The sequence below is a fragment of the Pseudomonas sp. D47 genome, from assembly GCF_045447305.1.
Classification (GTDB): Bacteria; Pseudomonadota; Gammaproteobacteria; order Pseudomonadales; family Pseudomonadaceae; genus Aquipseudomonas.
On record NZ_JBJGXU010000015.1, the window covers coordinates 87617 to 111798 of the forward strand.

The 24182-nt window shown below is 61.6% G+C and carries 21 protein-coding genes and 1 pseudogene; 8 read left to right on the plus strand and 14 right to left on the minus strand.

Annotated elements, in window-relative coordinates:
- Positions 1-44: 44 nt before the first annotated feature.
- Both ACI77I_RS12905 and ACI77I_RS12910 read left to right on the plus strand, forming a co-directional pair.
- On the plus strand, positions 45-602 hold the full coding sequence (locus tag ACI77I_RS12905; protein WP_094949813.1) for a DUF4136 domain-containing protein: 558 nt from the start codon (positions 45-47) through the stop codon (positions 600-602).
- A gap of 215 nt (positions 603-817) precedes the next feature.
- The gene (locus tag ACI77I_RS12910) at positions 818-2800 is read left to right on the plus strand and encodes a pilus assembly protein TadG-related protein (protein WP_406997726.1); all 1983 of its coding nucleotides are present in this window, start codon (positions 818-820) and stop codon (positions 2798-2800) included.
- Here ACI77I_RS12910 and ACI77I_RS12915 read toward each other — a convergent pair.
- Together ACI77I_RS12915 and ACI77I_RS12920 are read right to left on the minus strand one after the other, a co-directional pair.
- A complete protein-coding gene (locus ACI77I_RS12915) occupies positions 2797-5529 on the minus strand; it encodes an ATP-binding protein (RefSeq protein ID WP_406997727.1) in 2733 nt (910 codons plus the stop codon). The two genes, ACI77I_RS12910 and ACI77I_RS12915, sit on opposite strands and share 4 nt — an antisense overlap.
- Complete coding sequence (locus ACI77I_RS12920) at positions 5526-5963, minus strand: TadE/TadG family type IV pilus assembly protein (RefSeq protein ID WP_094949816.1); 438 nt, start codon at positions 5961-5963, stop codon at positions 5526-5528. The genes ACI77I_RS12915 and ACI77I_RS12920 overlap by 4 nt, the downstream gene beginning before the upstream one ends.
- Before the next feature lie 74 nt (positions 5964-6037).
- On the opposite strand from ACI77I_RS12920, the gene ACI77I_RS12925 reads away from it, so the two are divergent.
- Together ACI77I_RS12925 and ACI77I_RS12930 are read left to right on the plus strand one after the other, a co-directional pair.
- On the plus strand, positions 6038-6508 hold the full coding sequence (locus ACI77I_RS12925; RefSeq protein WP_406997738.1) for a prepilin peptidase: 471 nt from the start codon (positions 6038-6040) through the stop codon (positions 6506-6508).
- A gap of 127 nt (positions 6509-6635) precedes the next feature.
- Positions 6636-7418 (plus strand): response regulator transcription factor, encoded by a 783-nt coding sequence (locus tag ACI77I_RS12930; protein WP_094949818.1) that lies wholly within the window; start codon positions 6636-6638, stop codon positions 7416-7418.
- Between the two features lie 143 nt (positions 7419-7561).
- Here ACI77I_RS12930 and ACI77I_RS12935 read toward each other — a convergent pair whose 3' ends face one another.
- The 8 genes and pseudogenes from ACI77I_RS12935 to cpaB all read right to left on the minus strand — a co-directional run bounded on the left by ACI77I_RS12935 (position 7562) and on the right by cpaB (position 14973).
- Positions 7562-7831 carry a DUF3613 domain-containing protein gene (locus tag ACI77I_RS12935; RefSeq protein ID WP_242154202.1) on the minus strand — a complete coding sequence of 90 codons (270 nt, stop codon included), beginning with the start codon at positions 7829-7831 and terminating at the stop codon, positions 7562-7564.
- A 2-nt stretch (positions 7832-7833) separates the two neighbouring features.
- Positions 7834-8556 (minus strand): tetratricopeptide repeat protein, encoded by a 723-nt coding sequence (locus ACI77I_RS12940; protein WP_242154204.1) that lies wholly within the window; start codon positions 8554-8556, stop codon positions 7834-7836.
- 10 nt (positions 8557-8566) lie between these two features.
- Positions 8567-9460 carry a type II secretion system F family protein gene (locus ACI77I_RS12945; RefSeq protein ID WP_094951742.1) on the minus strand — a complete coding sequence of 298 codons (894 nt, stop codon included), beginning with the start codon at positions 9458-9460 and terminating at the stop codon, positions 8567-8569.
- A gap of 1 nt (position 9461) precedes the next feature.
- Entirely contained in the window at positions 9462-10343 is an 882-nt protein-coding gene (locus ACI77I_RS12950; protein ID WP_406997728.1) for a type II secretion system F family protein, read from the minus strand.
- Between the two features lie 13 nt (positions 10344-10356).
- Positions 10357-11624 (minus strand): annotated as a pseudogene (locus tag ACI77I_RS12955) (CpaF family protein).
- On the minus strand, positions 11621-12814 hold the full coding sequence (locus ACI77I_RS12960; RefSeq protein ID WP_094951745.1) for a pilus assembly protein: 1194 nt from the start codon (positions 12812-12814) through the stop codon (positions 11621-11623). The pseudogene ACI77I_RS12955 and the gene ACI77I_RS12960 overlap by 4 nt, the downstream one beginning before the upstream one ends.
- A complete protein-coding gene (locus tag ACI77I_RS12965; protein WP_094951746.1) occupies positions 12811-14031 on the minus strand; it encodes a type II and III secretion system protein family protein in 1221 nt (406 codons plus the stop codon). Before ACI77I_RS12965 ends, ACI77I_RS12960 begins: the two co-directional genes overlap by 4 nt.
- Before the next feature lie 15 nt (positions 14032-14046).
- Positions 14047-14973, minus strand: a complete 927-nt coding sequence (gene cpaB, locus ACI77I_RS12970) for a Flp pilus assembly protein CpaB (RefSeq protein ID WP_406997729.1) — start codon at positions 14971-14973, stop codon at positions 14047-14049.
- Positions 14974-15303: 330 nt separating this feature from the next.
- On the opposite strand from cpaB, the gene ACI77I_RS12975 reads away from it, so the two are divergent.
- The 3 genes from ACI77I_RS12975 to ACI77I_RS12985 all read left to right on the plus strand — a co-directional run bounded on the left by ACI77I_RS12975 (position 15304) and on the right by ACI77I_RS12985 (position 16231).
- A complete protein-coding gene (locus ACI77I_RS12975; protein ID WP_094951748.1) occupies positions 15304-15498 on the plus strand; it encodes a Flp family type IVb pilin in 195 nt (64 codons plus the stop codon).
- 70 nt (positions 15499-15568) lie between these two features.
- The gene (locus ACI77I_RS12980; RefSeq protein WP_094951749.1) at positions 15569-15763 is read left to right on the plus strand and encodes a Flp family type IVb pilin; all 195 of its coding nucleotides are present in this window, start codon (positions 15569-15571) and stop codon (positions 15761-15763) included.
- 60 nt (positions 15764-15823) lie between these two features.
- Positions 15824-16231, plus strand: coding sequence for a response regulator (locus ACI77I_RS12985; RefSeq protein WP_083355439.1), 408 nt, complete (start codon positions 15824-15826; stop codon positions 16229-16231).
- 436 nt (positions 16232-16667) lie between these two features.
- On the opposite strand, the gene ACI77I_RS12990 is transcribed toward ACI77I_RS12985, so the two are convergent.
- From ACI77I_RS12990 to ACI77I_RS13005, 4 genes are all read right to left on the minus strand, one after another.
- Positions 16668-18353 (minus strand): ShlB/FhaC/HecB family hemolysin secretion/activation protein, encoded by a 1686-nt coding sequence (locus tag ACI77I_RS12990; RefSeq protein ID WP_406997730.1) that lies wholly within the window; start codon positions 18351-18353, stop codon positions 16668-16670.
- A 184-nt stretch (positions 18354-18537) separates the two neighbouring features.
- Positions 18538-20241, minus strand: a complete 1704-nt coding sequence (locus tag ACI77I_RS12995; RefSeq protein ID WP_406997731.1) for a collagen-like triple helix repeat-containing protein — start codon at positions 20239-20241, stop codon at positions 18538-18540.
- A gap of 302 nt (positions 20242-20543) precedes the next feature.
- Positions 20544-21392, minus strand: coding sequence for a MaoC family dehydratase (locus ACI77I_RS13000; RefSeq protein ID WP_406997732.1), 849 nt, complete (start codon positions 21390-21392; stop codon positions 20544-20546).
- Positions 21393-21394: 2 nt separating this feature from the next.
- Complete coding sequence (locus ACI77I_RS13005; protein ID WP_406997733.1) at positions 21395-22747, minus strand: 3-oxoacyl-ACP reductase; 1353 nt, start codon at positions 22745-22747, stop codon at positions 21395-21397.
- A 113-nt stretch (positions 22748-22860) separates the two neighbouring features.
- Between ACI77I_RS13005 and ACI77I_RS13010 the strand changes: the two genes are divergently transcribed.
- Positions 22861-24138, plus strand: coding sequence for an acetyl-CoA C-acetyltransferase (locus ACI77I_RS13010; protein ID WP_406997734.1), 1278 nt, complete (start codon positions 22861-22863; stop codon positions 24136-24138).
- Positions 24139-24182: the final 44 nt, after the last annotated feature.

The following is a 24182-nucleotide window of genomic DNA, read 5'->3' on the forward strand; positions in this document are numbered from 1 at the left end:
CCGCTATTCTCATCTCAGGCTGAATTGTCTTTTGGAGATAGACCATGTTTCGTCGCATTGCTGCACTTGCTGTTGTCGTGTTGCTGGGCGGTTGCCAGACCAACCAGGTCAACCACGATTTTGACGCCAGCCGCGACTTTGGCGCCTACCGCAACTGGGCCTGGAAAGACCCGGCGCTGCAATACCGCCCGGATGATCCACGCATCAAGAGTGACCTCACCGAGCAGCGCATCCGCCAGGCCGTGGGCGAACAACTTGACCAGCGCGGCCTGCGCCCTGCAGCGGCCGGCACCAAGGCCGACCTGAATGTGCAGGCCTACCTGATCGTCGAAGACCGCCAGCAACAAGTCACCACCAACTACGGCGGCGCCTGGGGTGGCCCCTGGAATGGCTATTGGGGCGGGCCGATGTACAACGAAACGCGCAACATCACCTACAAAGTGGCAACACTCCAGATTGACCTGCTGGACGGCAAAGACGGCAAGCTGGTATGGCGTGGCAGTGACGAGCAAATGATGGCCAGCAGCCCAAACCCACAAGACCGCAACAACGCCATCCGCACCACCGTCAGCAAAATCCTCTCCAACTACCCACCGCACTAACCCAAGTCCACTCCCAATCCCCACCCAAAAACCACTGTGGGAGGGGGCTTGCCCCCGATAGCGGAGTGTCAGTCAATTATGCTGTGACTGACCCACCGCCATCGCGGGCAAGCCCGCTCCCACATTTGATCTTCATCACCTTCAGCCCTTGTCTACACTCAACAACACCCTCAGGAGAGTAAGCGCTCGGCAACTCGCCGGCACAGGAGTGCTCGATGTCTCCCCGATTTCAGTGCAAGCAGCGTGGCGCTATCGGCTTGATGGCCGTCGGCGTATTGGCGGTGGTCTTAGCCTTTACCTTATTGGTGATCGACAGCGGCCGCTTGTACCTGGAAAAGCGCAAGCTGCAAGGCGTGGCCGACACCGCGGCACTGGAAGCCGTCAGCCGCAACGGCACCTGCCTGACCGGCTTGAGCGCGGCGGCTTACGCGGGGCAAAGTGTGGCGCGCAACCATTTCGTGGTAGGTAACGGCAACACCCTGGTCACCACCTGTGGCACCGTGACCACTCCCGCCTCGGGCCGGCGCACCTTTAGCGCAAACCCTGCGGTCTCGACAGCCATCCAAGTGGTGGCCAGCAAAACCGTTACCACCAGCGTGGCCGGTGGCGTCTGGTCGTTGTTTTCCGGCAACTCGGTCAGCCTCAACACCGTATTGACGGCCACGGCAGTGGCGGCCAAACCCACGCCAACCTTGGCCCAGCTGACCATCAACAGCACCCTGGCCAGCGTCGACACCGCGAGTGCCAGCCTGTTGAACCCGCTGTTCAGCGGCTTGCTCGGCGGCAACCTCAACCTTACGCTCGCCGGCTGGAATGGCCTGCTCAATACCAACATCAGCCTGCTCAGTTACCTCGACCAACTGGCGATCAACCTGGGCGTGACCGCCGGTAACTACACCCAACTGCTCAGCACCAACGTCACCGCCTCGCAATTGATCCAGGCCGCGATCACCGTGCTCACCGCCAACGGCGCAACAGCCGACGTATTAACCGCCTTGGGCAACCTGAAAATCGCCGCGATCAACCCGACCCCGCTGACCCTTGGGCAGATCCTGCAACTGCAAACCGGCACCACCGCTGCGGCGTTGAATGCCAACCTGCAGGTGTTCCAGCTGATTCAGGGTGTGGTGCAACTCTCCAACAGCCAGAGTGCGGCGGCAGCGACCTTGCCCGTGAGCCTGCTGGGCCTGGCCAATATCACCACCCAAGTGAAGGTGATCCAGCCGCCGCAGCTGTCAGCCATCGGCAATCCGGCGCTGGCTGTCGCCAACCCTACCGGGCCGAATGCGATTTACGTGCGTACCGCCCAGGTGCGCACCCAGGTGACGGTCAGCCTGCCGGTGTTGAGCAGCTTGTCGGGGCTGACGACGGCAGTAAATGACCTGTTGGGGCCGTTGACGCCAGTAGTCAGCGGCCTGCTGAGCCTAAACCTGGTGACCACGATCAACTCGACCTTGTGTTTGCTCGGCGCCGGTTGCCAGCAGTTGGATCTGCTGGTGTTGCCGGGCAACCTGCCGCTCAATGTTGTGTTGGATGCCGGGGGCGCCAGCAGTTATATCACTGCCTACAGCTGCCCGACGGGCACTGCGGGCACTAAGCGCGTGACGGCCCACACTACTACCTCGCTGGCTTCGCTGAACGTGGGCAACATCACCAATGCTTTTTCCTCGACGCAGCCGATGTCCGTGGCGCCTATGGCGCTGGTAGATCTTGGCATCAAGACCTGCCACAAAATCCTCGGCATCGGCTCGTGTGACCCCCGTGTGCCGTTTGGAGCTGGCGGTATTGCGATCCAGGTGCAAAGCAAAATCGCGGGTAGCAACAGCATCCAGGATCTGGTGTTCTCCAGTACCACGCCGTTTGCGACGCCACCTAACGTGGGGCTCGCACCGACCTATCAGGCAGCTGCGCCGGCTACCAACCTGGTGAGCGGACTTACCACTGCGGTTAACGGAGTGAGCATCACCGCTTACCAGCCGTCGGGGGGTAATTCATTGGGCCTTCTGGCGCCGACCGTCGTGTCGCTGCTCGGCAGCGTCAGCGCCATCGTCACGCCAGTGGTGGATAACCTGCTGGGCCCGCTGCTCAACCCGATCCTCAACAACCTGCTGAACATGCTCGGCGTCAGCCTGGCGAATGTGAATGTCGGCGCCAACCTGACCTGCGGCCAGACCGGCGAAGCCTACCTGGTGATCTAAGCGTCGATGGCCCTGGGCAGTTCCACACAAAACCGTGCGCCGTGTTCGCCGTTGCTGACACTGAGGCGCCCGCCCATGTTTTCCACAATGCCGTAGCTCACCGACAGGCCCAGCCCGGTACCCACGCCAATCGGCTTAGTGGTGAAAAACGGTTCGAAGATGCGCTCCAGCAAGCGTGGGTCGATGCCGCCGCCGTTGTCCTCGACCCAGATGCGCACGTGACGGCTGTCGTGTTCGGTATGTACGGCGATCCACGGGCGCAGCTCTGGGTTTTTTTCACGTTGGCCCAGCAGTGCGTCGCGGGCGTTGACCATCAGGTTGATCAACACTTGCTCAAGCTGGTCGACATAGCCTTTGACCTGCACGGGAATGTCCGCCTGGGTCAGGCGCACGTCCACGCCTTTACCGCGCAAGCCTTCGCTGAGCAACGACAAGGTGCCCTCGACCGCCTGCGCCGGGTCGAAAGGTTGCTGCTCGACCTCCGAGCGGCGGCCGAACACGCGCATATGGTCCACCACACGGGCCGCGCGTTGGACCTGGGCGTCGATGCGCTGGAGTTTCTCGGTCAGGTAATCGATCTGCGCATCACCGTTGCCCAGGCGCTTGAGCACATTGACGATGGCCATGCGCATCACGTTCAGCGGCTGGTTGATCTCGTGGGCCAGGCCCGTGGCCATTTCGCCGAGGGTGGCCATTTTTGCGCTTTGCGTCAGTTGTTGCTGGGAGCGGCGCACTTCAGTGTTGTCGCGGCCCACGGCCTGCACCTCGACCAACGCACCGTGCTCATCGAATACGCCACGGTCCGACCACACCCACCAGGCATGTTCGCGCCCAGGCAGTTGCAGGCTGATCTCGGCGGTGCTGACCGGAAACTCCGGCGTCAGTTGCCGGATGCGCTGCACAAACGCTTCGCGCTGTTCGGCTGACAGCCAGTCGCCCAGGTTCAGCCCGCGCAACTGTGCGGGCCGGCATTCGAGGTAGTTGGCCAACGGCGTGTTGCCGAACGTCAGGGTCAGGTCCGGGCGGTAGCGGCAGATCATCGCCGGGGAGTCTTCCACCAGGATGCGGTAGCGCTCTTCGCTGTCCTTGACCTGTTGTGCGGCCAGCGTCGCGTCGGTCACGTCCAGCCATAGGCCAATTGCTTCCACCGGCACACCGAGGTCATCGCGCAGCAGTTTGGCTTCGTCGAGCAGCCAGTGGTAATCGCCCTGTTTGTCTTGCACACGGTAACGGCTGCGCACGCTGCCTTCGCGCAGCAGTTGGCGCGTGCGCTGGAAGTACAGGTCGCGGTCGTCGGGATGTACCCACTGCACCAGGCTGTCGTGGCTGCATTCGGCCAGGGTACGGCCCAGCAGCGGCAGCAGGCTGTCACTGAAAAACACCGGCAGCAAGGCGCCGTTTACGTAGCGTTGCACGTAGATGACCGCCGGTGAGCTGGCAATCAGGTTATCCAGGCGCGCGTGGGCGGCGTCGGCCTGTAGTTGCTGGTTTTTGATGTCGCTGATGTCGAGCATGAAGCCGACCCAGCGCCGTTGTTCACCGCTTTCTAGCACTTGGCCTTGTACGCGGTACCAGGTCGGCGGCTGGGCGCTGTCGCCACGGTTGAGGCGTACGCTGGCGAGCAGCGGTTTGCCGAGGGCTTGCAGGTCGCGTAGGCGGCTGTGCAGTTCCTGGCGGTCGGCGGGGTGGATGAGCGCCAGCCACGTGTCGAGGGCTAGGCGGGTGGGGCCTTCCTCCGGGCCGAGGTTGCGCATCAGTTGCGGCGCCAGTTGGATCTCGCCGCTGGCGGGCAACAACTCAAACCAGCCGGTGCCCAGCAGGCCTTGCAGGGCTTCCAGGCGCTCCAGTTGTTGATGGTGGCGTTGTTCGCGCAGGCGGCTGAGCAGGGGCGCTGCGAGGGCGGCGGCGAGGTTCAGCCAGTCGCGCTCGCGGGTGTGTGGTTGGCCGTTATAGGCGCCGCACAATAGCCACGCCGCCACGCCTTGGCCGTCGCGATACGGCACCAGAAAACCGTCGGCATTGCCGAACACACTGTGCAAACGCGGATGCTCTCCGCGTCCATAAGGCGCTTGCAGGCTCAGCGCGGTGGTGCCGTTGAGGCTGTCCAGGCAGGTGCCGAGGCGCTGCCCGGTGTGCCAGAACAGCGGCGCGTCGTGGTTGGCGTACTGGCTGTAGATCACCCAGGCCTGGTCCTCTTGATCAAGCAACGCAAGGGCCACACACGGGATGCGCCAGCGCTGCGCCACGCTGCACAGCTGTTCGTTGAACACCTCGGGCAGTCGGCTGAGGCTGCACACGCGCAGGTGTTCACTCACCAGGCTGACCAATTGCTGATTCTGTTCACGCTGCTCGGCCAGGTGCCGGCCGCTGAGCAAGTCGCCGATGTCCACGGCATGCAGCAGCCAGCCGTTATCCTCCGCCTCAAGGGTGCCGCGGGTGTGCAGGATTTGCCCGGCGGCGCCTTGGAAATCCAGGTCCAGGCTGTGGCGCTGCCAATCGGCCGGCACGCCTTCAACCGTCACCGCGCTGTGCGCGCACAGCAGGTCTTGCAGGGGCGCCGAATCAGCGTATTGCGCCAGTTGTGGGCGTAGCCTGCCGCTGATGTCGAGCACGCGGCCTTGCGCGTCCAAGTGCACGTGCAGCCCGGCGCAAGGCGCTGCCGGCCTGTCGATGGCCAGCGCGCTGCTTCTGCCGAGCAGGCGCCCGAAGAGTTTGTCCCCCGAGGTCAAAACTGCAGGCTCGAGGTGGCCTGCAGTGTCGCCGGCAGCTGCGGCACGGTGCCGATGCCGGGCAGCACAATAAGCGGCATCACCGCCTGGAGATTGGCCGTGGGGTAGTTGATCTGTACTGACAGCAGGCCACCGACGAAGGTGGTGCTGACTTGGCTGGCGTTGAAGTTGTACGCCGGGGGAATCCACACCAAGCGGTTGGTGACGGCGGCTTTGGCGGTGCTTTGCACGGCGGCTGTATAGCCGGCCATGTTGGGGTCCAGCGCTACACTCAGGCGCACGGCTTCAGCCGTCGCCTGGTTGAACGACTGCAACAGCAGCAACGGCAGGCTATAACTGACCATGCCGTAGAACACCGCGAAAAAAATCACGAACACGGCAATGAACTCGAGGGCTGCCGCGCCTTTTTGCTTATTCGGGAGGCTTGTTTTCATCACCGCGTCTACCCTGACGGCTACTACTTAATATCAGCATAGAATCAATCAGCAAAAAGGGATGTTTTTTAGTGATCCATGGCGCAGTGGTGTTGGTGTGGTTAGGGCTGTGTGCGGTGCAGGACGTTCGGCAGCGGCTGCTCGCCAATCGCCTGACACTGGGCGCGGCCCTGTTGGCGTTGATCTACCTGATCTGGACCGGCACCACGTGGCTCGGTGCGCCGGCCGGGCAGGGGTTGCTAGCGTTTTTACTGGCGCTGCTGCTGACTTTGCCCGGTTACGCCCTTGGCCGCCTGGGTGCAGGCGATGTGAAGCTGCTCGCGGCGTTGGCGTTGGCCTCGGATGCCGAGTACTTACTGGGGTCGTTTGTAGGGGCTGCGATCGCCAATGTGCTCTGGCTCATCATCGCGCCAAAGCTTTGGCCGCATATGAATCAAGGCCTTAGAGAGCACATGGTGTATCTGGCGCCGGGAGAGTCAAAAAAGATGCCATTTGCTCCGTTTTTGCTGGTAGGTTTCGCCCTTGCTTGGCGTTGGATCCACTAGTCGTATGAGTGTATTAACGCTATGTACATAGTCATAAAGTACGTCTACGTTTAATAAACGGATGTACAGGAAATATGTGTCGTAAAGGGATGGTCAATCTTTTGGCTTGCAATGCATGGAGTAGCGCGTGAACAAGCTTATCTCTGCGGTAAAAGTGCTCGTTGTCGATGATCAACCACTGATCGTAGAAGAGCTCTGTGAATTTCTTGAAAGCAGCGGTTTCCGCTGTGTCCCCTGTGAATCCAGCCAACAGGCCCTGAAGCGCTTCAGCGAAGAACCCGAGATCGGCCTGGTGCTGTGCGACCTGCACATGCCGGACATGGATGGCATTGAGTTGGTGCAGGCCCTGCAAAAGGTCGCCGGTAAGCAGCGGGTCTTTGAGGCGATCATGTTGACCGGCCGCGCCGACAAGCAGGACGTGATCAAGGCCCTGCGCGCCGGGATCGCCGACTACTACCAGAAACCCATCAACCTCGACGAGTTGCTCGAAGGCTTGCTGCGCCAGGAAGCTGCGTTGCAAGAACGCAAAAAGGATCTGCAACTGGGCGACCTGAACCAGAAGCTGCAATTTCTTTCCGAGTCCATCAACGACCTGTACCAGGACCTCGACAAAGTGCGCAGCAGTCGGCCAGGCCTGGACGGCGAAGAAGTGTCGGCCGAGGAGGCCGGGCCGGTTGAAATTCCGGCGATCTTCAACCAGCTTTCCCCGCGCCAATTGGATGTCGCACGGCTGGTGGGGAAGGGGCAGACCAACTATCAGATCGCCTGCGAATTGGGCATCACAGAAAACACCGTGAAGCTGTACGTGTCCCAAGTGCTGCGCCTGACGCACATGCACAACCGTACGCAACTGGCGTTGGCGTTGTCGCCGAACAACTCGGTGATGCGTCAGCGCGTGACGGCGCACTGATCTGTCTGTTTGGATGCAGTCAAACATGTGGGAGCGGGCTTGCTCGCGATAGCGGTGTATCAGTCACAGATGTATTGGCTGACACTCCGTCATCGCGGGCAAGCCCGCTCCCACATTTTGATAGAGACCTGGCGGGTATTTTCTTAATTACTCCCTCCAGTTTTCCCCCCCACCTTCTGCTCGAAATACTCCGGAATCGGGTACTTGTAGCTTTCCAACAACCGCTGATGAGCTTTATCGCGTTCGGCCGCTGAGGCCTTCTGTGGGGTCTTAGACGCGGCGCTGCCGGTGGACTGCAGCGTCAGCCATTGTTCGGTCTGCGCCTGCTGCGGTGACGAGGGGCCGGGTTCGATGGCCATGACGCCCATGGGCAGCGCCAGCATGGCCAGGCTTGCGAGATAAGGCATTTTCATCATCAATTCCTCGGGTTGCTTGCGGCATCACTGACCGTGGCGATCTGGTCTTTGGCTTTGGTGGCGGCTGCACTTGAGCCTTTGAGTTTCTCGGCCCGCGCCTGGGCTTCGGTGACTTGCTCAGGGCTCAGGCCCATCTGGCTGACCAGTTGCGCGGCTTGTTTCCAGTTGTCCTGATAGATCAACAGCGTCACCAGGTTGACTGCCGCCAGCGGGTCGCTCTGCTTGAGCTCCATGGCGGTCATGAACTCGAAACGCGCGTCTTCCAGGCGCAGTTGGTTGAGGTACACCACGCCCAGGTCATTGCGGATTTTCTCATCGGTGGGTGCCAGCCGCGCCGCGCGTTGCAAGTGGGCCACGGCTTGCGCGTTATCGCCCTTGGCCGAGGCGATTTGCCCCAGGCCGTGCTCACCTTCGGCGGCCATGCAGGTGCCGAGCAGGCTGCGGAACAACGGCTCGGCTTCACTGCGCCCGAGCAGGCGATAAGCCTTGGCCTGCCGCAGGCGCACCTGGGGCAAATTGGCCGGCAAGCTTTGCAGGTTGGCGAGGCTGGCGTGCAGCTTGCCGTCGCCGGCCATTTCATCGGCCAGGTTCAGCGCCAGCTCTTGGTCGGAGCTGGGTTTGGCGCAACTGCCGGTGCCCGTCAACGCGCCCCACGGGGTTTGGCCGTTGGTGGCGCAACCGCCCAGCAGCAACAGGCTAAAACCGGCTATCAAGGCTTTCATCGGGCGCTCCTCATAAGTTACTCAAGGCCCGGGTGATGCCGATAAAGGCAGGCCCCCCGAGCACGATCAGCAAGGCTGGAAACAAAAACACCATCATCACCACCGACATTTTTGCCGACATCTTCGACACGAATTCCTGGATCCGCGTGAGACGTCGGTCGTCGAGCAATTGCTTGAGCGACAGCAGCGATTTCATCGCGCCGCCGCCTTGTTGTACCAACTGCTGGAGGATGGTGCAGGTGTCGGTGAACTCATCCACGGCCAACAGCCTGGCGGTCTTGCCCATTTCCTCGCTCAGCTCCAGGCCGGAGTCGACGCGGGTCAGGATCAGGCGCAGTTCATGAGTCAGCGCCGGCAGCAGGCGCTGCGCTTCAATGCTCAGCACGCGCAGCGCTTGTTCGACCGCCATGCCGGACTCGAACAGAATGCGCAGCAGCGGAATGAAGGTCGATACCTCGTGGGAGATGCGTTGCTGGCGAGCCTTGGCGGCCCTGGCGAGGATGCGCTTGGGCAACAGATAGCCGATGCCCAGGGCCAGCAAAGGCGCCAGCCACGGCGAGCCTACGTTAGGAAACAGGAACTCTTGGGCCACTAAGGTAATGACCAACAGCAACAACGGCGTGCCGACCTGGAAGGCGGCGAACATCGAGCGCTGGTTGGCTTTGCGCCAGCCGACCCGGTTGAGCAGGATTTGGGTTTCGTTGTCCAGGCTCACCGAGCGTTGCGCGAGTGGGCTGCTGCCCAGTTGCCGCATCAGCGTGCCGAATGTGTGTTCGCGCGCCATCTGGCCCTGCAAGCGTTGGGCAACCAGGCGCTGGCCGCGCCGGTGCTTCATCAGGTTGGCCAGCACCAACCCCAGGGCGGCGATGAACAGTACAGCGCTGATCAGCAGTGCAATCGCCATCTCATACGCTCCGCAACATGCGCCACAAGGTGAAGCAGCCCAACAGCTGCATCACCAGCGCTACGAACAACAGGATGCGCCCGGTGCCGTCGTTCCACATGGTCATCAGGTACGCGGGGTTCACGGCGAGGAAGTAGCCGATCATCGAGATCGGCAGGGCGGTGAGCACATAGGCGGTCACCCGGGTTTCGCCGGTCAAGGCACGCAGTTGGCGGGCGGCTTGCTCGCGCTCGCGGATCATCTTGATCAGGTTTTCCAGCAGTTCGCTGGCGTTGCCGCCGTAGCGGTGGTTGACCTTCAAGCCCAGGGCGAACAGGCGAAACTCGTCACGCTCATAGAACTCGGCAAAGTCGTGGGCCGACTCCGGCAGGCTCACGCCCAACTGCACGTTACGGCGGATACGGCCCATGGCTTGTTGCAGCGGGTCTTCGGTGATCTCGATGCCGCCCAGCACCGCGTCAGCCAGCGTGCGCCCGGCCTTGAGGCTGCGCACGGTGTGGTCGAGCAATTGTGGCAGTTGTTCGATCATGCGCTTGATGCGCCGTTGATAGCGCCAGGCGATGTATAGGCGCAGCACCAAGGGCGGCAATACCAGCATCACCAGCAGGCCAATCCAACTGGCAACCAGCAACCCCAGCACCACGCCGAGGGCCCAGGCTGCAAGCCATAGGCCGAGGTGATCACTGGGTTTGCCCAGGCCTGCGCGCAGGAACATGCGTTCCATGCCGCTCCACTGGCTGTTCGCCTCGACGAGCTGCGGCTGGCCTTCGGCAAGGCGGCCTAGCACACGCTCGGTCTGGGCGCGGCGCAAACCGTTCTGGAAGGAGCGAATCGACAGGCCGATCAGGATCAGGCAGATGAGCAGCAGGATAGCCCCGGTCATGCTTGCGTCTCCTTCAAGGCAGTAACGGTTCGCGGCGCAGTTTTTCACCGGCCGGGTTGACCGCCTCGCGCAGAAAGCCGAAGCCGGTACGCCGGTCGTGTCGGAACAGGGTGTTGGTCACGTACACGTCTTCACGGATGCCTACCACCTCGACCACTTCGCTCACGCAACGACGGCCGTCCGGCAGGCGCGTCAGTTGAATCACCACGTCCAGCGCCGCGCAGATCATTTGCCGCAAGGTTTTTTCCGCCACCACGCGGCCGGTCAAGCCCACCAGGGTTTCCAGGCGCAGCAGCGCATCGGCGGCGTTGTTGGCGTGCACGGTACTCATGGAACCGTCGTGGCCGGTGTTCATTGCGGTGAGCACATCGAGTACTTCCACGCCCCGGATCTCGCCGAGAATGATGCGGTCCGGGCGCATCCGCAGGGCGTTGCGGATCAGGTCGCTGGCCTTGACCTCACCATGGCCCTCGGCATTCGGCGGGCGGGTTTCCAGGCGCACGACGTGAGGGTGGCCCAGTTGCAGTTCGGCCACGTCTTCGATGGTCACCAGACGCTCATGCGGGTTGATCAATTGCTGAGGATATTCAGCAGCGTGGTTTTACCGGTGCCGGTGCCGCCGCTGATGAGGATGTTGCAACGCTTGCCCACCGCTTCCTGGAAGAAATCGAAGATGTTCTGGTCGATGGTCTGCATCGCCACCAGGTCGCTGCTTTTGAGCATGTCCTTGCGAAACTTTCGGATCGACAGGCATGGCCCATCCAAAGCAATTGGCGGAATGATCGCGTTGACCCGGCTGCCATCCGGCAGGCGCGCATCGACCATCGGCGACGACTCGTCCAGGCGCCGGCCCAGCGGCGCCAGAATGCGTTGCATCACGCGCTCCACGTGGTGAGCATCGATAAAACGCAGGTCACTTTGGTGCAGAAGACCATCACGTTCGATAAACACCCGGTGCGGGCCGTTGACCAGAATCTCCGTCACCGACGGGTCGCGCAGCAGCACTTCCAGCGGGCCGAAACCGGTCAGCTCGTCGACGATTTCTTCGGCCAGGCGCTCCATCTCGTAACGGGAAATCGCCAGGTGCATGCGGTTGATGTATTCGGCGACTTTGTCGATGACAAATTGCGCCAGCAGCGGGCGCGAACCTTCCAGCAAGTTCTTTCCCGACTCTTCGATGGCATCGATGATGTAGCGATGCAGCACCAGCTTCAGCCCATCGTGGTCGGTGTTACCACCGACACTGCGCGCGGGTGCGCCAAAGAGTTTTTCGCCGTTCATTTGCCGCTTCCCAGCAGGCGTTCAAACCAGGTGTGAGAAGGTTTTTTCATGCCTTCCGAGCGTTTTGCCAGGCGTTCGCCCAGGGTTTTCATGCCTTGTGTGAGAGCTTCCCGCGGGGCCAGGCTGAACAAGGTCTGCCCTTGGTTTTTTGCATTCAGGCGCACCTCCGGGCTCAACGGCAACACGGCAATCACCTCCAGCCCAAAGCTCTTGCCCAAGGCCTCGGCGTCGGGCGCGCAGCCTTTGATGTAGCGATCGACCAACAGCTTGGCGTGCTCCAGCTTCATGCCTTTTTCGCGCCACTGGTTCAGCACCGCGAGGTTGCGGCGGCAGTCCAGCACGCTTTGATCGGTGCACCACAGCAGCTTGTCGCAATGGCTGACAAAGGTGCGCAGCGCTTCGCTGTCCGGCTGGCCGGCGAGGTTCACCACGATGTGCTGGAAGTGCTGGCGCAAGGCGCTGAGCAGCATGTACAGCTCGGCGGCGCTGGTCTGCTCCAAGGGCTCATCGCTGGAAGCGTAGGCGAGGATGCGCAGGCCATCCTCGGCAGAGGTAAAGGCACTGTTGATCAGGGTCGCGTCGAGCCGGCGCAGGTGACGCAGGGCATCACCGAAATTGAATGAGCTTTCAAGCCCCAGCAGTGCCAGGCTGTCACCCCGTGGCAGGCCCAGGTCCAGCAGCAGGGTTTGCTGGCCGCTTTTTTGTACGACCAGCGCCAGGTGGCTGGCGAGCAGTGCGCCGTCGGCATTGCTTTGAGTGCCGAACAGCACGGTGAGGCCGCCGAGCTGGGTGTTGGTGGTCACCGGCGGCAGGCGTTTGCTCAGGCGGCGCACCAGCCCGGCCACTTCGCTGGAGCGCGAGCCGTAGGCGACAAAATCCCGCGCCCCGGCGCGCATTGCATTGAGTACCAGCTGGTTGTCCATGCCGTCACCGAGGGCGACGATGGCCAGCATCGGCTTGGCTTCCAGCGCGCCTTCGATCAACGCGCTTTGGGCCACCACATGCTCGCGGTCGAGGCCGACAAACACTAGGGTGGCGAAGGTCACATCGACCAACGCCAGCAACTCATCCAGCGTGCCGCTGCCGGCGCTGACGACTTGGCCAAGCGGTGCCAGCGCGCCCTGTAGCCACTCAAGGTCAGTGGTATTACGGGTGATTGCCAGGTAGGTCTGGCTCAGGCTATCGCTCATTGGGATAACCCGTTGTTGCGGTCGAAATTGCCGTTTTCCAGGAAGTACAGGCGGTACCAGTTCGGGTCATAGTTGCGCAGGTTCTCGCCGGGCAACGACGGCAGCTGGGCGTTGGCAGCCAGCGGCTGCACCAGGTGCGGCGTGACGATCATCAACAGTTCTTTGTCTTGGCGGTTGACCGAGGAATCGCGAAAGAACGCGCCCAGGATCGGGATGTCCCCCAGGCCTGGAAACTTGCTGATGCTGGTGGTGTTGTTGCTGCTGATCAGGCCGCTGATCACAAAGCTTTCGCCATCGGCCAGGGACACGCTGGTGTCGGTGCGGCGGATGGTCAGGGCCGGCACCTGGATGTTTTGAATCACCACGGCGTTGGTGTAGTCCAGCTCACTGACTTCCGGTGCCACCTTGAGGGAGATGCGATTGCGGTCGATCACGGTGGGGGTCAGGGTCAGGCGAATGCCGAACTCTTTGTACTCGATGGAAATAGTGTCACTGCCGCTGCTGGGCACCGGGATCGGTATCTCGCCACCGGCCAGGAAGGTCGCGCTTTGCCCGCTCATGGCGACCAGGCTTGGACGCGCCAGGGTGTAGGCAAAACCGCTGCTTTCCAGGGCGTTGATCATCGCGGAAACACGTCCGCCGCCGAAGCCGATATTGAACTGCTCAGCGCTCACCGGCAGCTTGAAGGTGCTGGGTGTGGGGAACAACAGGTTGGGGCTGCCAAGGAAAAAGTTCTTACCCATGCCGAGGATTTTGGTGCTGGCTTCCTTCAGCTTGGTGCGGCTGACCTCGACAAAGCGGATGTCGGTCTGCACCTGGCTGGGCAGTGAAGGGTCATCCGCTGGCGCCAAGGACAGGCTGGTCAGGGCTGACGTGGCCTTGCCCTTGACGAACACCATGCTCTGGCGCGGCGTGGTGGAGCAGGCAGTCCAGACCATCAGGCTTGTCGTACCGGAAGCGATGCCGGTCAGCAGGAAGCCGCGGTCGCCATTGAGGTGGACGTCGGCGATTTTTGGGTCGCCGATTGCCAGTCGCGTGATCGCTACCGGCGATTGCAGCTCCTGTTGCAGGCCTTCGCCTACCGAGAGCGCTGCGGGCAATTGGCCCAAGCTGGCGCAGTTGCCGGTGGCGGCTACGGCCAGGCCCACGGGCAGGTTCGACAGCAGCAGGGCACAGGCAATTTTCAGCGTGAACACCGGTGCGAAACGTCGGCTCATGCACAGCATCCTTGTTCAGTCGGGCGTTTGTTGGGTGGCTTGGTTGCCGCGTATCACCTCGACACCGGCGCGGCGCGGCGCGCTCTGGGCGAGCTTTTTCGGGGCTTGGGCGAAGGCCAGCTGGGTGAACTGGTAGAGGTCGCGGTTGGCGCTTTGCAGCTTGCCCTGCGTATCGCGTTCGCCGGCCCAATAGTGGCTTAACAGGCGTTCGTCGCTGCTGCGCACCGCCAGGCGCAAAGTACCGGCCTGGGAGGCGAGCATCAGCCGGCTCAGCAGTTGTTCGGGCACCGCCAGTACCACGGTGCGCGAGGGCGCGCGGCGTTGGGCTTTTTCTTCAGCGGTCATCGCGGGAGGGGAGGCGGGGGTGCCGTCGTTGGTCAGGCCCATTTGATCGCCGACACTGAGCAGGCGCATGGCGGGGACGACCACTTGGGCGGATTGTTCGAGGTTGGCGGTGTCCTGGCGCAGGTACAAAAGCACGTCCACATAATCGCCGGGGCTCAACTGCCCGGCCGCGCCGATCACTTCATCCACGGCCACGGCCAGGGCGCGCTCGTCCGGGCGAATCATGCGCGCCAGGGGGCCACCGGGGGTGAAGCTTTCTTCGTTTAGCCAGGTGCCGGCTTGCAGGGCGCGCCACGGTGTACGGCCGATGGCCTGGTCGACACTGGTCATGCTGCCGGCCGGCACGGTGCGTAATTTCTCGACGCTAAGGTCAGCAGCATTCAGCGCAACAAACGGCGGCACATCGTGGGCCAGCACCACCACGGGTTGGCGGGTTTGGTCTTCCACCACGGCGACGGCTTTTTCGACAGAAGCCGCCTGTGGCGGCGGTGGCGGCGCCGGAGCAGGTTCACGGCTGAGGACAAGCCCCCAATAACCGGCAAACAGCGCACCGATCAACAGCACACCAGCCAGAATCATGCTCAGACGCGTGTTCATGACGGCTCTCCTTTTCCTGTTGCACTACAACCCGTCTTCCGAACAGGCCAATTACGCAACCCGGCTGCTATGAACAGTGGACTAACTATTTCGCTATTTGAAGGTAGTTCAGCTAGGACGAAATGCCATTACTGACAGAAAAAATTCTTCGTGAAGCCCCAAGTACCCTCTGAAATCACGGATCTGAGGCACTGGAAATGCACCCACTACTTTGTGATTAATCCGTTCTTACAGTTGTGAGTGTGGGGTTTGTTGACAATGCTCAAGTGGCACATCGCAATTACTGTGCAGCACCGAGCTAGGGCGCCTGGCCGCCCAGGGAGCAGTACGATGATTCTTGATTTCCTGATTAGACTTCACGTCCAACTTCAATTGCTTTTCCAGCGCAAAGAAGGCGCGACAGCCATTGAATATCTCATTCTCGTGGCAATTGTAGCGTTGGTGATACTGGCAGCTGGCACTACCTTAAAACCACAGATCACCGCCTTCTTCACAAAAATCACCACCGCCGTTACGCCACCGTAAATTCGCAGGGCATTCGACGACTGTGCAGTACCTTGTTGATCAGGCGCTGAGGCGCCAGAGGAGCCGTATTATGATCCTTGATATGTTGATGAGATGTTGCGTTCAACTTCAGTTGCTCTTTCGTCGTAAAGACGGTGCAACGGCGATTGAGTACCTCATTCTGGTGGCCATTGTAGCGCTGGTGATACTGGCAGCAGGCACTACGCTGTCGCCTCAGATCAGCGCGTTGTTTACAAAAATCACGACAGCCATTACGCCAACGTGACCTTGTAGACGGCATTCTGTGAGTACTTTTGTTATTGATTAGCGACGCCAGGTAGTACCCATGAATGCTGCAGCTGCACCTTTTCGCCAACAAATTCTGTTGGTGGACGACGAAGAAGATGCCCTCGTAGAACTGGCGGAGTCGCTGGAGAACGAGGGCTTCGTTTGTTTTACCGCCACCTCCGTCACCTACGCGTTGCAGGAACTGACCCTGAACCCCGACATCGCATTGGTCATCACCGACCTGCGTATGCCCGAGGAAAGTGGTATCTCGCTGATCAAGCGCCTGCGCGAACACACCGATCGCCAACACTTGCCGGTGATCGTGATGTCGGGTCATGCCGAGATGGATGACGTCAGCGACATGCTGCGCCTGCAGGTGCTGGACCTGTTTCGCAAGCCCATCTATCTGGTGCGGTTAATCGACACCCTCAACAGCCTGTTCCCCCTAGCCAAACATAGATTTTAGGCGCGAGCTTTCTGTGGCAAGCGAGCTTGTTGTGGGCGCTGGCTTGTCTGTGGTCGGCGGGCTTACGTGTGGTCAGTGGGCTTACGTGTGGACACTGGGCTTCCTGTGGCGAGCGGGCTTGCCCGCGAAAGCAGTGGGTCAGTCAACATCAATGTTTGCTGGGCCGACGTCATCGCGGGCAAGTCGAATCGTCGCACCGCCGCTCCCACATTTAATTTTCGCTGCTTTGGGCATTGCGTTCGCTTAACTGAACGGCATCAGGGCTTGCCCCGCGTTGGGGCGCCGGCCCTGATCCAGGCACCGCGTTTTTCCAGTCAGAACGCATTGGCAGGTTTTCGCGCTGCTTCGCAACGCAGCGCGGAGCAAGCCCGCTCGCCACACAAAGCCGCTCGTTACAGGAGACTGCCTTCCCTAACAAACGAGCTGCCACAAACACTCAGAGTTGATAGCTGAAGCTCAGCGTATACCGTGGCCGCCGATTGAAACTGTCCAAGGCGATGTCCGACATTGGCTTGGCCGCTTCAAGGGCAATGTTGTAGTACTTGTTGTCACCAAAACGCAGGCCGACAGCCGCCGATGACATGTCGTTGCCTTTGACCGGCAGCTCGTTGAACCAGGTCTTGGCGCGGTCGAGCACCACGTAGGGTTGCAGGACCTTCACCCAATCGCCGGCGCGGTTGAAGCTGTAGTTGACCTCATACGCCACGCCCCAGCCCTTGTCGCCCGAGCCTTGGTCATCAGGGTAGCCACGGCCGAAGTTCTGCCCGCCAAAGGTCGCGCGTTCACTGTCGGGCAAGGAGTTATCGCTCCAGTAGAACGCCCCCGACAGCACGCCTTGCCAGTTATCGAAGAACTTGTCGCTCTGCACGCCGGACAGGCGCAGGCGGAAGAAGTCCAGGTCAGGTTTTGTCCCTTCCAGGTCACTGCGAGTCGTGGCGCCCAAACCGTTGATGCCTTGGTACAAACCGGCGCTGAGAATACGCAATTGCCGAGTGTCGGACTTGCGCCAGTCGCCCTCGAACGCGAGCGCGCGCAAGTTGGTTTCGATGTCGAAACGGTTGGGGTAGCCCACCAGTTGATATCGCGTGGTCTGGTCCACCGTGTACAGGCGTGTGCCCAGGGTCAGCGATTCATTCGGTGAGGCAATCAGTGGGTGGGTGAAGCCGATGGTGTAGCGGTCGATTGCCTGGTGCGGTTTGAGTTGGAAGCCGCCATCGAGTTGCACGTTGGTGCCGGGGTCTGCGCGATAACGCTCGGCCGCCAGCGCCAACTGGGTGCCCTCGGCGTTGATGAATTGGCTGTAGCCCACGCGGTAGTAGTGCTCTTTGTCATCGCCCGGTGGAAACAGGCCGCTGATGTTGAGCTGTTCGCCCATGGATGTCTGCGAATTGCTGGTCGCGGTCAGCAACGCTTGCGTGCCGCCGCGGTTTTTTTCGACCAGGCTCATGCTGGTGGTGAACGGCTTGCGGCTGGCCTGGATGACCATGTGCGTGGCGCCATCGGTGGTACCCGGCGGCGGCACTTGTGCTTGCAGCGTCACCCCAGGAATGCGGCCCATGAGTGTGGTGTAGCGCTCGAAGGTCTTGCGTGTGAGCGGGCGTTCTCCCAGCAGCTTATTCGCCAATTTGTCGACGTAGGCCGACACGGAACCGATGTCGCCACTCTGTTGATAATCCTTGATATAGCCCTCCACCAATACCACGCGCACCAGGCCGTTTTCGAAGGTCTGTTGTGGCAGGAATGCGTAGGACAGCAGGTAGCCGTCCTGTTGGTAGCGACGGGTGATATTGCGGGTGGCTTCGATCAGCTGTGCGAGGTTGGTCTCATGCCCGATCAACGCCGCGTAGGCCTTGGCCGTCTCGTCCAGCGGGTAGATCGTGCCGCCCTCGATCTGCAGTTTGCGGATGGTGACTTTAGTGTCCATCAGCAACGGCTGGTTCTGGGTCGGCGACGCTTCCGGCACCTGGGTCTGTGGTGTGACCGGCCGATAGGCGTCTGCGGGCAGGTTGGGCACCGGCAGGGTGCGGATAGTGTCGTTGCTATTGAGGAAGCTGGGAAGGGTTTCGGCCTGGACGTAGGAGGCACTGAGGGTAAGCACTAACAACGGCGTTAACACGCGCATAGGACACTCCATGGTCAAACTGCAGCAGCGTTTCTGGCCCGCCGGGTTCTGGGACGCGGTTCGGGAGAGCCAAGCATTGTTCTTTGAAACAAACCCCATAAAAAAGACGAGAGACTTATAGGGTCTCTCGTCTCAACCAAGCGTAGGCGCTGTAGGGGAGGCCGTCTAATCGGCCAGGTGCAATTTATTTTTTGCCGGTAAGGCCGTTCAATACACCGCCCAGGCCGCCGCTTGTGCCAGTGCTTGCGCTGCCGCTGGCCGAGGCACTGGCGCCTACGTTCAAGCCGCCGAGCAAGCCACCACCGCTGCTGCTGGTACCGCCGGTGACCAAACCACCGACTGCGCCCACGGTATTGCCAACTGCCGTTACGGTGGTGCCCAAGGTGTTAGTGATCGGGTTGGCGTTGGCGGCGGTCAGGTTGGTACCCAAGCCGCTGACAGCGCCACCCACTTGTGTCACCAGGCCGTTGACCGGCGCACCGATACCGGTGGTGGTGCCGATGTTTTGTGTCAGGCTGCTGACACCGGAGGTCACAGGGTTCAGCGCTGCGCCGACGTTAGTGGCCAAGCCTGCCACCGGTGCTGTGGCGGCGGTGTTGGCAACGCCGGTGCCGCCGATGATAGTGCCGAGGGAGGCGACGGTGTTGCCCAGTGCGCCACCGGTGACACCTGCTGCACTGACAGTGCCGTTGGTGTTGCCGGCGTTCAAGCCGTTACCCACATTGGCCACCAGGCCACCCACCAGTTCCGGCAGGCCGGAAGCCGAAGCGCCGCCGGCAGGTGCGACATAGCCGCCCGACTTGTCGAGCGCGCCGCCGACGCCAGCCAATGCTCCGCCGACAATACCAGTGACAGGGTTGCCGGTGCCGCCGGCGCCAGCCACTTGACCGCCCAGGCCAGTAACGGTGGAGCCGACTTTATCCAGCAGGCCATTGACTGGATTGCCAAGGCCCGTGGCTTTGCCGAGGTTGCCGGTGGTGTTTTCCACCAGGGACACCACAGGCACCAGCACCTTGCCGCCGAGGGTGTTGGTCACGGAGCCCAGCGGGCCAGTGGTACTGGCGGTGCTGAGGGTGTCACCGAGCATAGTCACGGTTTGGCCGACCTTGTCCACCAGGCCGCCCGCTGCACCGCCTACGCCGCCGGTCAACCCGCCGACGACCGGAATGCCGCCTAATGTAGTGCCCAAGGACTTGCCGGTGTTCGATACGCCGGTGCCCAGGTCGGAGACGCCGTCACCTACGCCAGCGACGGTGATGCCCAGTGAATTGCTGTTGGTGCCCAGCGAGCCCAGGCCCGCGGTGACGCCGGTGCCAATGCTGGTAACGGCTTTGCCGGTCGCAGTGACCAAGCCTCCAGCGGTTACGCCGACGATGGGCACGGTGGTCAGGGTCGAACCCAGGTCGCCCACTGCTGCGCCGACATTACCCACGGTGGTGCCCACGGTGCCGACAATTTGGCCTGTGACCAGAGGCGTAGTGGTCGAGCCGGTGCCACCACCAGTACCGCCACCTGTTCCACCACCGGTGCCGCCGCCAGTACCGCCACCTGTTCCACCGCCGGTGCCACCGCCAGTACCGCCACCTGTTCCACCGCCGGTGCCACCGCCAGTACCGCCACCTGTTCCACCGCCGGTGCCGCCGCCAGTACCGCCACCTGTTCCACCGCCAGTACCGCCACCTGTTCCACCGCCGGTGCCGCCGCCAGTACCGCCACCTGTTCCACCGCCAGTACCACCACCGGTCCCTGCCCCTGAGTCAGGGGAAGATGCCGCCACGCTACTGTGATGTCCGCCACCACCGCTGCTGCAGCCGCCGAGGCTCATCGCCATGATCAGAGCCAGCGCGGTACTTGCTTTCCATAGCACTACTTGAGTTTGAGTTTTCATGATTCAGTTCCCTTGCACCTGTACAACCTTGGTTGTTTCAAACGCTCGCTATTTCTAGTAGTAGCGATACGTTTGTCCGTTTGGCTATCACAGACCCGGGCACTCTTTCGCGCAACGCTCAACTTGGTATTAACGATTTATATACTGGCCGCTTGGCAGCGCTTAGCGACTAATGCCAAGGGTATAAAGAGAGGGTGTGTCAGAATATATATATGTTTTATATCAGTGACTTAAATAAAATAAAGCGGACTGCTCAGGTCCGCTATAACTTAAGGTGTATATATATAATTAATCAGTGTTTTTCAGGTGATGGGTTGCCACTTCCCTACCATATGTTCAATGTCACTCGAGCCCTTTAACAGAAACTCACCGCTCGAACCCGGCGCACTGGCCAGCAACGTAACTTCACTGGGCAGGCGTACCGGCTTCTTGAACTCGACGTGTATTTCAATGTTGGCGGCCGGCAAGTGGTCGCACAGCGCGGCGAGGGTATGCGCCTTATTCCATAACCCGTGGGCGATGGCCTGGGGAAAACCGAATAACTTGGCGGTCAGCGCGCTCAAGTGGATCGGGTTGTAGTCCCCGGACACCCTGGCATAGCGGCGGCCGATATCGGCGGGGGCTTTCCAGCGAGTCAGCTCGTTGACCTGCGTGGGGCTGGGCAAGGTGTCATCCGCCGGCTCGCCTTCAAGCTTCACGCCCCGGCAGAGCAATTGGCTTTCGGCTTCCCACAGCAGGCCGAGGGAGTCCTCGACGGTGGTGATCACATCAAAGGTTGCGCCCTTGGCGTGCGGCTTGAGATTTTGCGCGTGCACGGCCACCGTCAGCTCACTGACAGCGCCCAGTGGGCGGTGAATGCGGATACGGTTGCTCAGGTGAATCAGCCCCAGCAACGGAAACGGAAAGTTTTTCGCCGTCAGCAATTGCATCTGCAGGCCGAACGCCAGGATATGCGGGTAAGTCGCCGGCAGGATGGGGCTGTCGGCAAAACCGCAGACGTTGCGATAAGCGGCCACGGCCTTGGGGTTGACGCTCACCCGGCAGCGCAGCCCCTGCTCGGGCAAGGTGCTGCCGGTGATCTTGCGTTTGAGCGCCGCACGCCAATACAGCGGCGGCAGAAACGGGGTATTGCTTAAGGTCAGCCACTCCATGTTTATGCTCCCAGCAGGCTTTGCCCACAGACCCGCAGTGCTTGGCCGCTGACCGCGCCGGAGCCCGGCTGGCCGAGCCAGGCCACCGCCTCGGCGACGTCCTGCGGCAGGCCGCCCTGGCCCAGCGAACTCATGCGCCGCCCAGCTTCACGCAGGGCGAAAGGAATGTGCGCGGTCATCTGGGTTTCGATAAACCCCGGCGCCACGGCGTTGATGCTGATCCCACGCTCACCCAGCAACGGCGCCCAGGCCTGGGCCAGGCCGATCAGCCCAGCCTTGCTCGCGGCATAGTTGGTTTGCCCGCGATTGCCGGCGATGCCGCTGATGGACGCCAGCAACACCACACGGCCGTTGTCGTGCAGGGTGCCGCTGTCGAGCAGCGCCTTGGTCAGCACTTGCGGCGCGTTGAGGTTGACCGCCAGCACCGCGTCCCAGTATTCCGGGGTCATATTGGCCAAGGTTTTGTCGCGGGTGATGCCGGCGTTGTGCACCACGATGTCGATGCCGTCTGGCAAGTGCTCGATCAACTGCGCGGCAGCGTCTTCGGCGCAGATGTCCAGCACCACGGTGCGTGCGCCCAAGCGTGCCGCCAAGGCTTCGAGATCGGCCTTGGCCTGGGGCACGTCGAGCACGATCACCTCGGCACCGTCGCGCGCCAGGGTTTCGGCGATGGAGGCGCCAATGCCACGGGCGGCGCCAGTGACCAACGCTTTGCGCCCGGCCAATGGGCGGGTCCAATCCTCAACCGGTGTGGCGCAGGCTTGCAGGCGAATCACCTGGCCTGAGATGTAGGCGCTTTTAGGCGACAGGAAAAACCGCAGCGCACCCTCCAGCTGGTCTTCGGCGCCTTCGCCCACGTACAACAATTGCAACACACCGCCGCTGCGCAGCTCTTTTGCCAGGGAGCGACTGAAACCTTCCAGGGCTCGCTGCGCACTGGCTTCGAAGGGGTCGCTGAGGCTTTCCGGCGCCCGGCCAAGAATCACCACATGCGCGCTGTGGTCGAGATTTTTCAGCAATGGCTGAAAGAATTCGCGCAGCTGCTTGAGTTGGTCGGTGTGCTGCAAGTCGCTGGCATCGAACACCACGGCCTTGAGCTTGGGGCCATGCCCGGGAATCCACGCTGCTGCCCCCAATGGCTCAGCGCCGTAGCTGTAAGTGGCATCGGTGAGCTTGTTGGCAAACGCCAGCACCTTGGCGGCCAGGGCGCCGCCGCCTAGCAGCAGCGCACCCTCCACCGGGCGCAGGCGCCCGGCCTGCCAGCGCTCCAGGCGTACCGGTGACGGCAGGCCAATGGCGGCGACCAGGCGATGGCCGAGGCTTGAGTTGGCGAAGTCGATATAACGGTCAGACATGGAACGCTCTCCAAAGGCTGGGGTTCAAACGGTTGACCACCCCGGTGTGGTAGTCGTTCGATCAGCCTAGGCTAGGCTTGATGATTCCACCCACAACTATCAGGGAGCTTTCCATGACTCAATTGCGCCGTGTAGCGATCATTGGCGGTAATCGCATCCCCTTCGCCCGATCCAACGGTCCTTATGCCACGGCGAGTAACCAGGCGATGTTGACCGCTGCCCTGGAGGGCCTGATCGAACGCTACAATCTGCACGGCCTGCGCATTGGCGAGGTGGCGGCGGGGGCCGTGCTCAAGCATTCCCGCGACTTCAACCTCACCCGCGAATGTGTGCTGGGCTCGCGGCTGTCGCCGCAAACCCCGGCTTACGATATTCAGCAGGCGTGCGGCACTGGGCTTGAGGCGGCGTTGCTGGTGGCGAATAAAATTGCCTTGGGGCAGATTGACTGCGGCATTGCCGGGGGCGTCGACACCACCTCTGACGCGCCTATCGGTGTGAACGAAGGGCTGCGTAAGATCTTGTTGCAAGCCAATCGCAGCAAATCCATGGCGGATAAATTAAAAGTCCTGTTACAACTTCGTCCCCATCATCTTAAGCCGGAGCTGCCGCGCAATGGCGAGCCGCGCACCGGTCTGTCCATGGGCCAGCACTGCGAGTTGATGGCGCAGACCTGGCAGATTCCCCGCGCCGAGCAGGATCAGTTGGCGCTGGAAAGCCATCAGAAAATGGCCTCGTCCTACGCCGAAGGCTGGCACAACGATTTGCTTACGCCGTTTCTCGGCCTGACCCGCGACAACAACCTGCGCCCCGACCTGACCCTGGAAAAACTCGCCAGCCTCAAGCCGGCGTTCGAGCGCAGCGAAAAGGGCACCCTCACCGCCGGCAACTCCACGCCGCTCACCGATGGTGCATCGCTGGTACTGCTGGGCAGTGAAGCCTGGGCCAAGGAACGCGGCTTGCCGATCCTGGCGTACCTGCGCGATGGCGAAGCGGCGGCGGTGGATTTCGTCAACGGCGCCGAAGGCCTGTTGATGGCGCCGGTATACGCAGTGCCGCGCTTGTTGGCTAGGAATGGTCTGACGCTGCAGGACTTCGATTACTACGAGATTCACGAAGCCTTCGCTGCCCAAGTGTTGTGCACGCTCAAAGCCTGGGAAGACCCGCAATACTGCAAGACCCGCCTGGGGCTGGACGCGCCGCTGGGCTCCATCGACCGCAGCCGGCTCAACGTCAAGGGCAGTTCATTGGCCGCCGGGCATCCGTTTGCGGCCACCGGTGGGCGTATTGTCGCCAACTTGGCCAAGCTGTTGGACGCGGCGGGCAAGGGCCGTGGGCTGATTTCGATCTGCGCCGCCGGCGGCCAAGGTGTGACGGCGATTATCGAACGCTAAAAATGTACAAAAAAATTGGCATATTGGATGCATTCTTAAGTGCC

Bases quoted from the DNA above. Each gene is read 5' to 3' on its own strand.
- ACI77I_RS12945 (WP_094951742.1), bottom strand. From the start codon at position 9,460: ATGGCGATTGCACTGCTGATCAGCGCTGTACTGTTCATCGCCGCCCTG.
- cpaB (WP_406997729.1), bottom strand. From the start codon at position 14,973: ATGAACACGCGTCTGAGCATGATTCTGGCTGGTGTGCTGTTGATCGGT.
- ACI77I_RS12985 (WP_083355439.1), top strand. From the start codon at position 15,824: ATGAATGCTGCAGCTGCACCTTTTCGCCAACAAATTCTGTTGGTGGAC.
- ACI77I_RS12920 (WP_094949816.1), bottom strand. From the start codon at position 5,963: ATGAAAACAAGCCTCCCGAATAAGCAAAAAGGCGCGGCAGCCCTCGAG.
- ACI77I_RS12995 (WP_406997731.1), bottom strand. From the start codon at position 20,241: ATGAAAACTCAAACTCAAGTAGTGCTATGGAAAGCAAGTACCGCGCTG.
- ACI77I_RS12960 (WP_094951745.1), bottom strand. From the start codon at position 12,814: ATGAGCGATAGCCTGAGCCAGACCTACCTGGCAATCACCCGTAATACC.
- ACI77I_RS12990 (WP_406997730.1), bottom strand. From the start codon at position 18,353: ATGCGCGTGTTAACGCCGTTGTTAGTGCTTACCCTCAGTGCCTCCTAC.
- ACI77I_RS12910 (WP_406997726.1), top strand. From the start codon at position 818: ATGTCTCCCCGATTTCAGTGCAAGCAGCGTGGCGCTATCGGCTTGATG.
- ACI77I_RS12965 (WP_094951746.1), bottom strand. From the start codon at position 14,031: ATGAGCCGACGTTTCGCACCGGTGTTCACGCTGAAAATTGCCTGTGCC.
- ACI77I_RS12905 (WP_094949813.1), top strand. From the start codon at position 45: ATGTTTCGTCGCATTGCTGCACTTGCTGTTGTCGTGTTGCTGGGCGGT.
- ACI77I_RS12940 (WP_242154204.1), bottom strand. From the start codon at position 8,556: ATGAAAGCCTTGATAGCCGGTTTTAGCCTGTTGCTGCTGGGCGGTTGC.
- ACI77I_RS13000 (WP_406997732.1), bottom strand. From the start codon at position 21,392: ATGGAGTGGCTGACCTTAAGCAATACCCCGTTTCTGCCGCCGCTGTAT.
- ACI77I_RS13010 (WP_406997734.1), top strand. From the start codon at position 22,861: ATGACTCAATTGCGCCGTGTAGCGATCATTGGCGGTAATCGCATCCCC.
- ACI77I_RS13005 (WP_406997733.1), bottom strand. From the start codon at position 22,747: ATGTCTGACCGTTATATCGACTTCGCCAACTCAAGCCTCGGCCATCGC.
- ACI77I_RS12975 (WP_094951748.1), top strand. From the start codon at position 15,304: ATGATTCTTGATTTCCTGATTAGACTTCACGTCCAACTTCAATTGCTT.
- ACI77I_RS12950 (WP_406997728.1), bottom strand. From the start codon at position 10,343: ATGACCGGGGCTATCCTGCTGCTCATCTGCCTGATCCTGATCGGCCTG.
- ACI77I_RS12980 (WP_094951749.1), top strand. From the start codon at position 15,569: ATGATCCTTGATATGTTGATGAGATGTTGCGTTCAACTTCAGTTGCTC.
- ACI77I_RS12935 (WP_242154202.1), bottom strand. From the start codon at position 7,831: ATGAAAATGCCTTATCTCGCAAGCCTGGCCATGCTGGCGCTGCCCATG.